Source organism: Alginatibacterium sediminis (assembly GCF_003610775.1).
Classification (GTDB): domain Bacteria; phylum Pseudomonadota; class Gammaproteobacteria; order Enterobacterales; family Celerinatantimonadaceae; genus Alginatibacterium; species Alginatibacterium sediminis.
On record NZ_RAQO01000005.1, the window covers coordinates 286,078 to 300,546 of the forward strand.

At 44.4% G+C, this 14,469-nt stretch carries 15 protein-coding genes; 10 read left to right on the forward strand and 5 right to left on the reverse strand.

The annotated features are described in order from the left end of the window. Positions 1-18 precede the first annotated feature (18 nt). On the reverse strand, positions 19-327 hold the full coding sequence (zapA, locus tag DBZ36_RS09670) for a cell division protein ZapA (protein WP_120354741.1): 309 nt from the start codon (positions 325-327) through the stop codon (positions 19-21). Between the two features lie 185 nt (positions 328-512). Between zapA and DBZ36_RS09675 the strand changes: the two genes are divergently transcribed. Then, the gene (locus DBZ36_RS09675) at positions 513-1,112 is read left to right on the forward strand and encodes a hypothetical protein (protein ID WP_120354742.1); all 600 of its coding nucleotides are present in this window, start codon (positions 513-515) and stop codon (positions 1,110-1,112) included. Between the two features lie 14 nt (positions 1,113-1,126). Here DBZ36_RS09675 and DBZ36_RS09680 read toward each other — a convergent pair whose 3' ends face one another. From DBZ36_RS09680 to DBZ36_RS09695, 4 genes are all read right to left on the reverse strand, one after another. After that, the gene (locus tag DBZ36_RS09680; RefSeq protein WP_199711822.1) at positions 1,127-1,987 is read right to left on the reverse strand and encodes an ABC transporter permease; all 861 of its coding nucleotides are present in this window, start codon (positions 1,985-1,987) and stop codon (positions 1,127-1,129) included. Further along, complete coding sequence (locus DBZ36_RS09685; RefSeq protein ID WP_120354743.1) at positions 1,987-2,820, reverse strand: ABC transporter permease; 834 nt, start codon at positions 2,818-2,820, stop codon at positions 1,987-1,989. The genes DBZ36_RS09680 and DBZ36_RS09685 overlap by 1 nt, the downstream gene beginning before the upstream one ends. A 51-nt stretch (positions 2,821-2,871) precedes the next feature. Continuing rightward, positions 2,872-4,020, reverse strand: a complete 1,149-nt coding sequence (locus tag DBZ36_RS09690; protein ID WP_120354744.1) for an extracellular solute-binding protein — start codon at positions 4,018-4,020, stop codon at positions 2,872-2,874. A gap of 81 nt (positions 4,021-4,101) precedes the next feature. Next, positions 4,102-5,157: an ABC transporter ATP-binding protein gene (locus DBZ36_RS09695; RefSeq protein ID WP_120354745.1), complete on the reverse strand. Its 1,056-nt coding sequence runs from the start codon at positions 5,155-5,157 to the stop codon at positions 4,102-4,104. Positions 5,158-5,388: 231 nt separating this feature from the next. Between DBZ36_RS09695 and DBZ36_RS09700 the strand changes: the two genes are divergently transcribed. The 9 genes from DBZ36_RS09700 (at position 5,389) to gcvH (ending at position 14,460) form a co-directional block, all read left to right on the forward strand. Beyond that, positions 5,389-6,156, forward strand: a complete 768-nt coding sequence (locus tag DBZ36_RS09700) for an MBL fold metallo-hydrolase (RefSeq protein ID WP_120354746.1) — start codon at positions 5,389-5,391, stop codon at positions 6,154-6,156. Then, positions 6,153-7,169: a LacI family DNA-binding transcriptional regulator gene (locus tag DBZ36_RS09705; RefSeq protein ID WP_120354747.1), complete on the forward strand. Its 1,017-nt coding sequence runs from the start codon at positions 6,153-6,155 to the stop codon at positions 7,167-7,169. The genes DBZ36_RS09700 and DBZ36_RS09705 overlap by 4 nt, the downstream gene beginning before the upstream one ends. 11 nt (positions 7,170-7,180) lie before the next feature. Further along, a complete protein-coding gene (locus tag DBZ36_RS09710; protein ID WP_120354748.1) occupies positions 7,181-7,969 on the forward strand; it encodes an inositol monophosphatase family protein in 789 nt (262 codons plus the stop codon). Positions 7,970-8,157: 188 nt separating this feature from the next. Continuing rightward, complete coding sequence (locus DBZ36_RS09715; RefSeq protein ID WP_158589065.1) at positions 8,158-8,721, forward strand: UPF0149 family protein; 564 nt, start codon at positions 8,158-8,160, stop codon at positions 8,719-8,721. A gap of 68 nt (positions 8,722-8,789) precedes the next feature. Further along, positions 8,790-10,085, forward strand: a complete 1,296-nt coding sequence (gene pepP, locus DBZ36_RS09720; protein ID WP_120354750.1) for a Xaa-Pro aminopeptidase — start codon at positions 8,790-8,792, stop codon at positions 10,083-10,085. Between the two features lie 9 nt (positions 10,086-10,094). Then, positions 10,095-11,318 (forward strand): 2-octaprenyl-6-methoxyphenyl hydroxylase, encoded by a 1,224-nt coding sequence (gene ubiH / locus DBZ36_RS09725; RefSeq protein ID WP_120354751.1) that lies wholly within the window; start codon positions 10,095-10,097, stop codon positions 11,316-11,318. Further along, positions 11,315-12,544: an FAD-dependent monooxygenase gene (locus DBZ36_RS09730; RefSeq protein ID WP_120354752.1), complete on the forward strand. Its 1,230-nt coding sequence runs from the start codon at positions 11,315-11,317 to the stop codon at positions 12,542-12,544. The genes ubiH and DBZ36_RS09730 overlap by 4 nt, the downstream gene beginning before the upstream one ends. A 364-nt stretch (positions 12,545-12,908) precedes the next feature. Further along, on the forward strand, positions 12,909-14,000 hold the full coding sequence (gene gcvT, locus DBZ36_RS09735; protein WP_120354753.1) for a glycine cleavage system aminomethyltransferase GcvT: 1,092 nt from the start codon (positions 12,909-12,911) through the stop codon (positions 13,998-14,000). Positions 14,001-14,070: 70 nt separating this feature from the next. Then, complete coding sequence (gene gcvH, locus DBZ36_RS09740) at positions 14,071-14,460, forward strand: glycine cleavage system protein GcvH (protein ID WP_120354754.1); 390 nt, start codon at positions 14,071-14,073, stop codon at positions 14,458-14,460. Positions 14,461-14,469: the final 9 nt, after the last annotated feature.

Below are 14,469 nucleotides of genomic sequence, written 5' to 3' on the forward strand. Positions count from 1 at the left end.
GCGCTCTTAACACGCCAACTATTCTTGAGGTTTTTGGCTCTGATCGAGTAAAGCGTGTTCAATCGTTAACTGCAGGTCGCGGATCCGTTGATTCATGTTTTCTGAATAGTCAGTGTTTTTATGCTGCTCGGCTTGAAGTTCGTAACATAGGTTTAAACCAACCAGCATAGCAATTTGCTCAGGGTTGCTGATTCGAGAATTATCTTTTAAGGTTTGTAAGCGTTTTGAAAGTTCATCAGCCGCAGCACGCAAATCATCTTCTTGACCTTGCGGGCATGCGACGCGATAACTTCTTCCGAGTAGTACAACTTCGACTGTATGGCTCATAAATCTCAGCAAGGCGTGGAATAATCAGGAAAATATATAGTGCGCGATTTCAAACTGCAAGGAAATGCCTTTGGAATCTCCCTCAGATATATAATAATCGGTTAAAAATCTATAATATGGCGTAAAGAGTTGACCAAATGGGGCAACAAACTGGTTTTTTAGCATGATTTCAAAGGAAATAAGATTTGGCTGGTGATGATCGCCGCAATTATTACAGAGTTGCTTATCCGGTTCGACTAGTTCAGCTTTTGGTACAAATGGCTAATCGTAAAATTGACACCATACATCGTGTCTCTCAAAGTCGTCAGAAAAAACCAGAAGCTAAAGCGCATAGCTTTTTACCGATAATGTATTTTGGGGATCATCGTTTCCCGGTATTAGACCTATCCGAAGGTGGATTTAGAGTGCAATGGCGCTCTTCTGCTGAAGACATGCCAATGGAGCACAAACGTGTCATTGGCAAAATAGTGTTCCATCGTGATCTCGTCAAGCTCATTGATTACTTACCTGAAGGTAGTGTGGATATACTCCATGAGCTAGTTGGAGTATACGGAAAAGACCTACCTGAGCATCAATTTGAAGCACGAATCGTACGTAAAATTCAGAATAAGCGTGATCCGTACCCACAAATTTGTTTTCAATTTACTCGAAGCACCCGCATCCCAACGCGGCTTATCCGTCAGCAAGATAAGGCCATGATCAAATTGTTCCAGGAGCAATACTTAGATCGCGTTCGTGAGCGCCGTCGTAGTTTTGTTGAGTCGCAAAATCAGAGCGGTGATTAAGCGCTTCCAAACGGTTAGTGTCCAATTTTCGAAAGCATCTCTGGTTTGATAAATCGATCGACTAAAAGCATAAAGCTTATTGACGGCACGAGTAGCACCATGGCTGTGATTGATGCTATTTGATAGTTTCCCTCCATACTAGCGGTATAAAGAAGTAAGGGTAACGTTGTTATCTCTGGAGCTCCTACGAAAAAAGTTCCTGTAAATTCATCGAGTGATTCTAAGAAAACGAAAATACAGCTGGCTATTATTCCAGGCATCGCTTGTGGCAAACTTACACTAAAAAATACTTTTATAGGTCCTGCTCCAATGTTTCGAGCGGCCAATTCTTGCTGGGGGTCAACGCTGCTAAAAGCTGCAACGGTGATCCAGATTGAGAACATTAATCCGTGAACCGTATGTACCAGCACAACTCCAAGTATGGTGCCATTCAAGTCCCAGTAGTAGAAAATCCGTGCAACGTTCATATATACGGCAATATTAGGAAAAGCTTGGGGTAATAAGAAAATAAGCATAACAGCAGCTCTAAACGGCAAACTGCGTCTTGCCAAAGCGTAAGCTGCTGGTATTGAAACTAACAAACACACCAGTACCGTGAGTATGGCGATAGCTAAGCTAGTTAAGAGGGAACTATAGACATCGCTGTCGCTACCAAACACTTGTTCCCAGTACTTAAAACCCCAAGTCAGCGGTAATTTATGTGGGTAATACCAAGTTTCCGCGACACTCCATATTAATAGATTTAGCAAAGGCCCAAAGATCAGTAAGGCTAAGGCTAGGATAAATAAAGCTTGTACATATTTCCCCCATTTGGGACGTAGCATGCTCAGCTTGATGTTGCTAAGTTCGTTGGTGCTTATGCTGGTACTCATCATTATTTTTTTATTCCTGTGTTAAGGCTGTGTCGTAAGTAGAACCATGCCAATACAGCGGCAAACAAATAGGATATAAGCCCCAATGAATTGGCGGTGCCATAATCACCATATGAACTGATTCTAAAAGCCATATCAGCAGTAAGCATCGTTGGCGAACCGGTGCCAATCATCAATGGAACAGATAACACAGATAAAATACTAACGGCGCTCAAAATTAAGCTAACACCGAGGGTTGGGATGATTTGCGGAATAATAATTTGAAACAAAATTCGTAACTTACTGGCACCTAAGTTGCGTGCAGATTGAATTTGAGTAGGTTCTAGGGCCGCCATGGCACCACTCACCATAAGTGTTGAGAAAGCCGTTTGCTTCCAGACAAAAGTGAATATGATTCCTGTCCAACCAAGAAATGAGATGGCGTCTAGAGGTTCTAGCAATCCAAGACTTACAAAAGCGTTATTCATTAAGCCGTTTTTAGCTAGAAATGTTCGCATCATTTGCGCACTAACGATAAATGGAATAAACAGGGGCCAACGATAAATAAAAGACAGTGCGGCAACTAAACGTTTATAAGGCGATAAAGCAATTAAACCGCCAATGGTTATGGATAGCACGCCAATCAAGAATATCGAGATAATCACGATTAAAAACGTAAATAAGATGTCCTTTGAATACAGTTCAAAGGCCTTATATATATGAATTAAACTTAGATTTCCTTCGCTGTCAGTAAGCGCTGAGTGCAATGAAAATAACAGTGGGTAAATAAAAAACACCAAAATTATGGCAAGTGCAGGCACCACCATTACGACCGAATATGAACGTTTTTCAAGCATAGCTGTTTCCTAATATGCAGCCTAAGCAGGTGTTAGACTGCATTAGTCGAATTAGTTCGCGACTTGGCGCTCGTAAGATTCTTTGATGTCGTCAAAGTAGGCTGCTATCGGAAAGTTTTTCCCCTTCCTTGATAAATCAGAAGGGCTAATTTCGGCAAAAAGTTTGTTCCAACTTGCATCTTCCATTTGCGATTTAACATGCTGGGCATCAATCCCTGGGTACCAATTAAACCGCTCCACAATTCCTTCAGCTTGAACCTCTGGGCTGGTAGCTAATTCGATAAACGCTTTAGCCAAATCGGCTTGGGAAGCTTTATCTGGCACAACGTAGTACATTGGTTGTCCAGGCATACCCGGTGCAATCAATGCAAGTTTCATTGAAGGGGGGATTTTTCCACTATCTTTCCAGCTGTAGAACATATCAACCCATACTGGACCCATCACGATTTCACCACGATTGAGCATATCTAAGGTGCCAGCATTTCCGGGTGTGAAGGTGACATTGTTGTTAAAGCTTTTTAGTTGCGCAAATGCATCGGTCCATGAGTTTTTAAGTTCAGGCTTGTAAGGAAGTTGGCTAAGTTGCTCGGCATCACTTCCATAGGCATAGATCCAACCCGTCACAAAACTCACACCCGACATTCCATTTTTAATGCCGTTGTAACCAAAAGCTTTCGGATGATCTTGCGCCCATTGCACTAACTCGTCATACGATTGAGGGACTTGCTTTACCAGATCAGAGTTATAGGCAATTGCAGTTTGACTATGGAACATTGGCATAACATAGCCATCGACGTTAACGCCAAGGGCATTGGTGGCACTGTCGCGGCTAACCAAGTTGCTTGTATTGACCTCGCTACGATACTGACTAAGTAAATCCTTGTTTTTCATTTCACCACCAATTTTCTGGTGAACAACCGCCACGTCGATATCCCAGGTTTGGGCGTTATTTTTTTGTTGGGCTTCAAGTTTTTCCATAATCTTGTGTGAACCTGCATCCCCTGGTCCTGTGCCAAATACACGTACACTAACGCCTGGGTGTGCAGCCTCAAATTTTGGTGCCAAATAGGTTTTGACGTAGTCAACCATATTTTGGCTACCGGCACTTGCAACATTGAGTACGATTTGTTCAGCAGCGCTGGCGTTAATTGCGAGCAAGCTGGTGCTAAGTAAGGCGATTTGGCTTAGTTGAAGTTTCATTACTTATCCTTGTTAAAAGTTTTGTTTTTTGGTTTGGTTTACTCACATTGAGCAAGTTAGGGTGCTTAGAAGATGGTGTACTTATGAATCAAAAACATGCAGTGCTGACCGAGGCACTTTCACCGTGATCAAACTGCCAGATGCAAACAATCGAGGGTCATCAACCTGGATAAAATGTTCGCCACTTCGTATGCTATAGCGATAGTTTTGGCCTAAATATGCAAAGTCTTCAACCACTCCATTAAAATCTAATCCAGCTTCGTGCTGACTTGTATTTAGTTCTGGATTAATACGTGCTTCTTGACTACGAAAATAAATACTTAGGGGTTTCGGTAGTCCGGGTTTTGCAAGCCGTGAGGCAATGGATGTGGATAGAACTATGTCGTCTTTAGTATGGGGTTGAAGTTTTAGTTTGATGTGGTTGTCTGCGCCCATGAAGTCGGCCACAAATGGTGTTGCTGGCTGTTGGTAGATTTCTTCGGGAGTCCCAACCTGCTCGATACGACCTTGATTAAGTACTACGACTCGGTCGGCCATGACCATTGCTTCTTCACGGTCATGAGTGACGATAATAGACGTGAATCCAAGTTGCTTTTGAAGAGTTTTTATTTCATGACGCACCGATAAGCGTACTCGGGTATCTAAGTTTGAGAGCGGTTCATCAAGCAATAATATAGGCGGTTTAATTGCGAGAGCCCGCGCAAGGGCAACTCGCTGACGTTGCCCGCCAGATAACTGAGTTACACAGCGATGCTCCAATCCCTGTAGTTTTACCAGCTGCAAAATATATTCAACTTGCTTGTTGATTTCTATCTTTGAGTACTTACGAATGCGAAGACCGTAGGCAATATTTTCAAAAACACTCATATGTGGCCAAAGCGCATAGCTTTGGAAAACCATTGCCATATTTCTTGCTTCTGCTGGTAAATTGCTTATGTCTTGGCTTCCTACCATCAGCTGCCCTTGGTCAACACTTAGAAAGCCACACAGGGCATTGAGTAACGTGGTCTTTCCACAGCCAGAGGGCCCTAGTAATGCAATCATCTCCCCTTTTTTTACATCGAGATCAACCCCTTTCAAAACCCGGGTTTTGCCATAAGCAATATGTAAATTTTTAACTCTCAGTGAGTACGGCATTCAAGCTCCTAAGCTTCAACGAAATATAATGGTCACGTGTTCACTTGTTTTGTTAGTGATACACCTGAGCATGTGCTTGTTGATGCTATTTAAAGCTGGAAAGATGACGGTTTCGTGAAAGAATTAAGAAATGAACACGTGTTCATAAAAACTTAAAAAATATGAAATATTGGATAGGCACTCTTGAACTCATTAGATTTTCTTCAAAGTCATTAAGGGTGTTAGCGAGAAATGCATATCGATATTTTAGGGGTAGGTGATGCTTATACAATCCGAAATAGCAATGCAGCGATACGGGTCATCGATGAGCGGGGTCTTCAGTGCCTAATCGATTGCGGGCCGACGGTACCAAAAGCGCTTTGGCAACGGAAATTACCTGCGAATGATATCGATCTTATTTATTTTACCCATATCCATCCTGATCATTGTATGGGATTAACCAGCTTACTCAATCAATGGGATAGCTCAGGGCGAAGCAAAAGGCTGTGCATCATGGCGCAGCGTAGCGATATTAGCTGGCTTAAAACTTTAGCAAGTCATGCATGGTGGCCAGCAGCTAATGCAGGCTTTGAGATTGTTTGGCTGGAAACTCCTTCCCAAGGATCATGGTCCAATTGGGAAATTGAGACTTGTCTGAGCCAGCACTCAGTGCCGAATCGTTCAGTTCGAATCAGCGTTGGCAATCACTCTTTGTTTTATAGTGGTGACGGTCGGCCATGCGCTCAGGGAGTGGAGCTGATGCAACGCTCAACGTTGATATTTCAAGAATGTGGTTCATACGATGCATTGGCGGACAATGCTTCTCATGCTGATTTCCCGCAACTCGCAAACGTTTCACAAGCGCGTCTTACGGCAAGTATGTATCTGTATCATTATCAAGATGCTGATAAAGCTAAGATTGAGCAGCAACTGGCTAATTATTCGAACTTACGCTTAGCAATTGAGGGCGATTTGATATCGCTAGACCATGTTGCACAACAACGTAATGCCAGTTTATGAGCCACAAGCCTCTAACGACAATAACAGCGCAAGACGTTGCATCGAAAGCGGGGGTTTCACGGGCAGTGGTCTCTCGTACATTTTCCAAAAACGGTAGCGTATCTCATAAATCTCGGACAAAAGTACTCGCGGCTGCTAGTGAACTTGGGTATCAGGTCAATGTGTTAGCCCAAAGTTTGAATCGACAGCGTAGCAATCTTATTGGCTTAGTCACAGCACGCCTTTCAGATCCATATCGCGGAGCTCTTTTGGAAAGCCTTGTGCATCAGATTCAATCCGAGGGCTATCAAGTTCTCGTTAGTGAGATGACTGAAAAGGATGATATGGAATCCACTTTGACTAAGTTTACTCAGCTTCGAGTCTCAGGCGTTATCGTAACCTCTGGATATCCACCAATAGAATTAGTGGGGGAGTGTGTTCGTTTGAATATACCGGTTGTGGTTATAAACCGAGAAACGGATATCAGTAATGTCGACGTAGTGATGTGTGATAATCATAGTGGTGCTGCAATGGCTGCCCGCGCAATGATTGATAGTGGTCGTACTAAACTGGCCTATTTAGGTATCGAACAGGGAACTTTCTCAGCATTAGATCGCGGGACGGGATTTGTGGAGTCCATAGCGACAGCGCTAGCCCTAGGCCGGGTGAGCTACCAGCATTTACAGGCCAAAGGTTCGGACTACGACGCTGGTAAACAGGCAGCTTTAGAGTACCTAGGAGCCGGCTTGAACTTTGATGGCCTTTTTTGCGCAAATGACTTGCTGGCATGCGGATTTATCGATGGGGCTAAAGCCTTGTTTAATCTACACAGCCCAGAGCATTTTAGCATTATTGGTTTTGATGACATTCCCACTGCAGGCTTTGACGCCTATCAATTGACTACATTACGACAAGACACCAAAGCCATTGCCTGCGCCGCACTTACCCGTTTACATCATCGTGCCAAAAACCAAGATATACCGCAGGTTATTGATAAGATCGGCGTTGAGCTGATTCAACGCAATACACTTTAGAAAGGATTTTTATGTATACGCTAGAACAACGTTTAGAGTTAGCAAAGTCGATAGCGATTAAGGCTGGGTCGATAGCTCAGCAACACCGTGATGAAGGGCTAAATATTAGCAGCAAAAGTCAGCAAGATTTTGTAACCCAAGCGGACTACGCTGTTGAACAGTTTATTCAGTCTGAGCTCAAAAAAATGTGTGTTGAAGATGGATTTCTGGGTGAAGAGAGTGGACTTGAAATAACAAGTGGAGGAATGTGGATTGTTGATCCCATTGATGGCACCAGCAATTACATTAAAGGGATGGACTACTGGTGTATTTCCATGGCATTTGTTGTGGACCATCAAGTACAAGTAGCGGTTATCTATGCGCCGGATAGAAACGAATTGTTTTGGGCTAGTGCTGCCGGGGGAAGCTACTTAAATGGTGCAGTACAGAAGCTAAAACCGGTTCCTGTTGATAAAGCTATCGTTGGCTTAGGTTTGTCCTCGCGTCGCCCCTTAGAAGGCTATCTCACTGTGATTCAGCGTTTAGTAAATGATGGTTTCGAGTATCGCCGTTTCGGGGCTGGGGCTCTTATGCTTGCCCATGTAGCGTCTGGACAACTTGATGCTTATTTTGAAGCACATTTAAATAGCTGGGATGGTGCGGCAGGTTTGTTATTGGTAAGCGAAGCGGGAGGAAAGTGCTGCGATTTTTTACTGGGGCAAGGTCAATACTTGGGGAACCCAATGTTAGTTGCGAATACACAACTGTATGAACAAATATCAACTAGTATTGGGTTTACGTTGCTACCAAAGGCGTCATAATTGAGTTGAGCAATTTAAGCATCGTTTAATTGCGTGCTGCGGTGCGCTATGTTTTACCAAGCCGAAATAAGCGCTAGAAGGCTGTGGTCTATTGTGTCGACTTTCCATCGCAGACTAAATCGAATTTCCAGATGAGTTGCTAGGCCGAGAATGTTAAGATACGCGTTTTTAAGCTGAAGGGCATTCTAGTGTCAAATACCACACCGTTAGACTATATCGCGTTTAGTGTGCAACTATCACAGCACAAAATTGTGGTAACTCCGGCAGAAATCCATGGTTTAATCAGCGGTATGTTTGCTGCAGGTTTGGCAAAATCAGACCCTAACTTCATGGTCAATATCAACGATCTGATGAACGAAGGACAAGCCTTTTCGCTTGAAATAAAAAAGCAAATTGAAGCGCTACGGGAACAAAGTTTCGAGCAACTCAGCGATGCATTATTTGGATTTGAATTGTTTTTACCCGATGACGACTTGCCACTAGAAGACCGCGCTCAAGCTCTCGCGCAATGGGTACAAAGCTTTGTGTTGGGCTTTGGCATTATTCAAACCGATCTCAAGAAAACCAGCGAAGACGCACAAGAGCTTATTGGCGATTTTACTGAAATTTCGCAATTGAGCTTTGATGACAGCCAAAGCGTAGAAGAAAGTGAGCAAGCTTACATGCAAATCGTCGAGTACGTGCGCGTCGGTTGTATTAGTTTGTTTGCTGAGCTCAACACTCCCGATATCAAAGGGCCCGTACTGCATTAAGCCCAACCATTTTGAAGTACATCACCGCTGTTGGTGTGCTCTATTCTCTATTGAAAAGGAAGACTGCGGTGTTTGCACAACGTCGAGAACAACTTTTAGCTCAAATGTCTGAAAACAGTGCTGCTGTTTTTTTTGCCGCTCAAGAAAAAACGCGCAGCCGTGATACCGAATATAGCTTTCGCCAAGATAGTGACTTTTACTACTTCACCGGCTTTACTGAGCCCGATGCTTGCTTAATACTCATCAAAACCGCAACCGATCAACGCAGTGTTATTTTTAATCGTGCTAAAGACAAACTTCAAGAAATATGGCATGGATTTCGTCTAGGACAAGAAGCCGCACCTAAAGCCTTAGGTCTTGATTTGTCGATTGCTTTCGAAGATATCGAGCAACATTTGCACCTGCAACTCGATGGGCTAGACAAAGTTTACACCGCCCAAGGTCGCTACCCAGATTGCGATGTGCACCTCAACAGTGCTATCGACAAGCTCAGAAATGGGCTTCGCCAAGGTTGGAATGCGCCGGCTCAGACTGAAGACTGGCGTCCCTTAGTTGATGAAATGCGTTTGGTTAAAAGCGCCGCTGAAATTGAACTAATGGCCCAGGCTGGGGAAATATCGGCTCAGGGGCATATCCGTGCCATGAGAGATTGCAAACCAGGTATGTTGGAGTTCCAACTCGAAGCCAATATTTTGCATGAGTTTTCCAAACAAGGGGCGCGTTTTGCTTCCTACAATACTATTGTAGGCGGCGGGGCTAATGCATGTTGTTTACACTATACCGAAAACAATTGTTTGCTCGAAAGTGGCGATTTAGTGTTAATTGATGCAGGAGCTGAGTACCAGTACTACGCTGGGGACATTACGCGTACGCTACCCGTCAATGGCAAGTTTAGCCCTGAACAAGCAAAGCTTTATCAAATAGTACTTAATGCCGAAGAAGCAGCAATTGCGATGCTTAAGCCTGGTGTTTCAATCGCGCAAGCAAATCGCGTAGCGCTTGAGATTATGGTGACTGGCATGGTTGAGCTGGGCATTATGCACGGTGATGTTGATATGCTTATTGAAGAAGAAGCCTACAAAGAGTTCTATATGCATGGTCTTGGTCACTGGATTGGAATTGATGTACACGATGTGGGCGACTACCAAGATGCAAAGCGCACTCGTCCGTTGCAAGCAGGTAATGTCATCACTATTGAACCGGGCCTATATATCGCAAGCGATGCCAATGTGCCGGCTGCATACCAAGGTATGGGAATACGTATTGAAGATGATATTTTGATCACTCAAGATGGGCATCGTAACTTAACCGCCAGTGCTCCTAAATCGATCGCTGATATTGAAACGTTGATGGCTCGAGTATAGAGAGAAAGCATGTCGCATCAAAATGTGGATATAGCAATTGTAGGTGGCGGCATGGTAGGCGCTACCTTAGCCTTAGCTTTGAGCCAAAACTTGCAAGGTTTTAAGCCGATTAAGATCGCGCTTATAGAAGCCAAAGCTTTAGATTTTGGCGCACACCCAGGTTTTGACTCGCGCGCCATTGCTTTATCTGCGGGCTCCAAAGACATATTGGAAGCGCTGCAATTATGGCCAAGCCTAAGTGCTTTGGCGCAGCCCATCGACAAAATATTGGTATCCGATCGTGGTCATATCGGCCGGCTCAAGTTAAAGCCCGAAGACTACCAGCTAGATAGCTTAGGCTACGTGATTGAGCTGCAACAAGCGGGGCAACAATTACATGCCGCCTTGGCCCAGTGTGACAACATCAGCCTGTATTGCCCCAATCAAATTCAAAGCTTGGAGCAAGCTAAGCATAGCAATCGCTTAACTCTTGAAGATGGGCAGCAACTGACGTGTAAGTTATTGGTTGCTGCAGATGGCGGCGCTAGTAATTTAGCGCAACAATTTAAACTCGACGCCCTCGACCACGACTTTGGGCAATCAGCTATCATTGCTAATCTTCGAAGCGACCAACTTCCTGCTGGCCGTGCCTTCGAACGTTTTACCGAACATGGCCCTATAGCACTGTTACCCATGAATGATAATCGTTGGTCTCTGGTCTGGAGCGTACAAACCGGGCAAGAACAACAATTACTTGAGTGCAGTGACCACCAGTTCATGCGCAGCTTACAATCCGAATTTGGCTTAATGGCAGGCCGCTTTGAGCAAGTAGGACAGCGCGCTGCTTATCCGCTAAAACTAAAGCATTACCCCAGAGCGATAGCGCATCGTTGCGTATTAATTGGAAACTCCGCTCACACCTTGCATCCAATTGCTGGGCAAGGATTTAATCTTGGGTTACGCAGTGTTTCAGTGTTAAGCCAGCTTATTCAGCAGCTGCTTAGCCAAGAAACGGATAGTGACTGTGGCAGTTATTCGTTGCTAAAACGCTACCAAGACTTGCGTAGCCAAGATACTCAAAACACCATTGTCTTAACTAGCCTGCTTGCGTCTAGCTTTGCAAGCGCCGATAAAGGCGCAGTTGTTGCTAGAAATATAGGCATGTTGACACTACGCAGCTCTAGTTTCTTAAAAAATCATTTCGCAAATCAAACTCTTGGCCGCTTTGATTTGATGACAGAAGGTAAGCGATGAAACGCATCGATATTTGTATTATTGGCGGGGGCATGGTCGGTTTAAGTCTTGCTCGCAGCCTTAAAGATAGCGATTTACGTATTGCTGTCGTTGAATCCCACGCTCCCAACGCCGAGCAGTTGTTGGGATTGCACCGCAGTGAACGAGTTAGCGCCATAAATTTAGCTAGCCAATCTTACTTGGACTCGCTGGGAGTTTGGTCTCAAATAGAATCTAAACGCGCCCAAGCTTATAGCGATATGCAGGTATGGGATGCAGACAGTTTCGCCAATATTGAGTTTAACGCGCAAGATATGGCCTTACCCAATTTAGGTTATATCGTAGAAAACGATGTGATTAGAAACGCGCTGTGGCACGAGATTACCCAACAGGACAATCTAGAGATTATTGAAGCCAGTATTTCTCAATTGCATCGCGGTGAGAGCGAAACGTGGCTAAGCTTTGACGATGGTCAGGCCTTAAGTTGCAAATTGGTTGTTGGCGCAGACGGCGCTAACTCATGGTTACGTCAACAAATGGACGTGCCGTTAAATTTTTGGGATTACCAACACACAGCATTGGTTGCAACCATTCGCACTCAATTACCACACAACAATTGCGCAAGGCAGGTGTTCACAGACAACGGTCCATTAGCCTTTTTACCCTTGGACGATCCCAATTTATGTTCCATTGTTTGGTCAACTGAGGCCAGCCAAGCACAACATTTGATTCGGTGTAGCGAGTCAGATTTCAATAAGCAATTAGCTATCGCCTTGGATATGCGTTTAGGCTTGTGCGAAATTCAGAGCAGCTTGTCATCCTTCCCACTGCGCATGCGCTACGCTAGAGATTTTGCTGGTGAAGGTTTTGTATTAATTGGTGATGCTGCGCACACCATTCACCCCTTAGCTGGACAAGGTGTGAATTTAGGCTTGATGGATGCAGCCGCTCTAGCGCAAGTTATTTTAAAGCTGCATAAAACCGGTGACAGCATTGATCAGCCCCAAGCCTTGCAGCATTGGGCGCGTTGGCGTAAATCAGAAGCAAGCCAAATGATTGCAGCCATGGAGTTCTTTAAACAGCTCTTTGGTGGCAATGATCCTGTTAAGAAATTAATCCGTGGCCTAGGTATGTCCTTAGTCGACCAAAGTGGGCCTCTTAAGAATCAGGCAATGCGCAAAGCCCTAGGTCTTAGTGGTGATTTACCGGATGTTTGTTGCCCTAAAGCTAAACAAAAGCAGTCATAATCCACAGTTTTGTTGCTTTTTTCATAATGAATTCTAATCTGAAGTTTAATTTACCTGCGTTGGGCTTTAGATTTTAATTTCATAACTAAGCACAAATTGCGTTATTTTTGTTAAGGTGAGTCGATAAATATCATTTTAATGCTATTTCTGACCGTTTGAACAGCCTATTTATAGGTGTAATAGAGGCTTTATTTTTACAATTGTCATTTAATGGATTAGATTTTCTAGGTCTAAGTGGCTTTGAACTCCTTCCCTCCCTAGCTATACTCAAACAACTTTAATGGTGTCTAGTTTGCTTTTTCTTATCTAGAAACAGCTAAATTAGGCTCAAGCGAGCTTTGTTTAGAAGCAAAAAGGAACTGCAATGAGCCAACAAACCGTACTTTATCCGCAACATGTGGCAGCCAATGCAAAAATGGTTGATTTCCACGGTTGGGAAATGCCAATCAATTATGGCTCGCAGCTTGATGAGCACCATGCAGTTCGTCAAAAAAGTGGGATGTTTGATGTCTCGCATATGACCATTGTTGATATTCAAGGCGCGCAAGCCAAAACCTTTCTTCGTTATTTACTCGCCAATGATGTCGCTAAATTAAGCCAAGCAGGCAAAGCGCTTTATGGCGGTATGCTCAATCATGAAGGCGGGGTGATTGACGATCTGATTACCTATTACTTCAGCGAAACCGAGTATCGCTTGGTGGTTAACAGTGCCACTCGCGAGAAAGACATCGCGTGGATCCAAAAGATTGCGGCTGATTTTCAGGTGAGTATTACCGAGCGCCCTGAGCTTGCAATGATTGCAGTGCAAGGCCCAGAGGCGAAAGCACAATGCGCCAAAGTATTTAGCGCCGAACAAAATGCTGCCGTAGAAGGTATGAAACCTTTCTTTGGTGTGCAAGCCGGCGAGCTATTTATAGCAACCACCGGTTATACCGGTGAGCAAGGCTACGAAATCGTTGTTGACCAGTCACAAGTGGGTGCCCTTTGGGATAGCTTGGTTGAAGTAGGTGTTGTGCCATGCGGCTTAGGTGCGCGCGATACGCTTCGCTTAGAAGCGGGTATGAACTTGTACGGACAAGACATGGACGAGAGCGTTTCGCCATTAGCTGCTAACATGGGATGGACAGTTGCTTGGGAGCCAAGTGAGCGAGATTTCATTGGCCGCAAAGCCCTCGAAGCTCAGCGTAGCCAAGGCAAAGAAGTGTTTGTTGGTTTAAGCCTTGAGGAAAAAGGCGTGATGCGCACCGGGCAAGTGGTGTGGGTCACTAATCGTGATGGCGAACAAGTTAGCGGTGTGATCACTAGCGGAACATTTTCTCCAACCTTGGGCTACAGTATTGCCTTAGCGCGTGTCCCTGCCTTTGAAGGTGAATACGCAAAAGTGGAAATGCGCAAAAAACAGCTTACAGTGAAGATTGGAAAACCTGTATTTGTGCGCAACGGTGCTAAAGTTTAAATTGACTAAGGCCTAAGTCGCTCGCGCAGCCTGTATTTAGAATTTAATTGATGACTACGAAGGACAAATTATGAGTAACATTCCTGCTGAACTGCTTTATACCGCTTCACACGAGTGGATCCGCGACGAAGGTGACGGAAGCTATAGCATTGGTATTACCGAGCACGCACAAGAGCTGCTTGGCGATATGGTTTTTATTGAATTACCTGATGTGGGTGACGACGTAGATGCTGGTGATGATTGCGCCGTTGCTGAGTCTGTTAAAGCGGCGTCTGATATCTATTCACCATTAACCGGTGAAATCGTAGCGATTAACGAAGATCTAGAAGACTCGCCAGAGCTTGTTAACAGCGATTCTTATACCGATGGCTGGTTGTTTCGAGTGAAAGCCAGCGATAGCGACGAGCTAAAAGCACTGCTTAGCGCTGAAGACTACGCTGCAAGCATCGAAGAAGAATAATTAAATAAA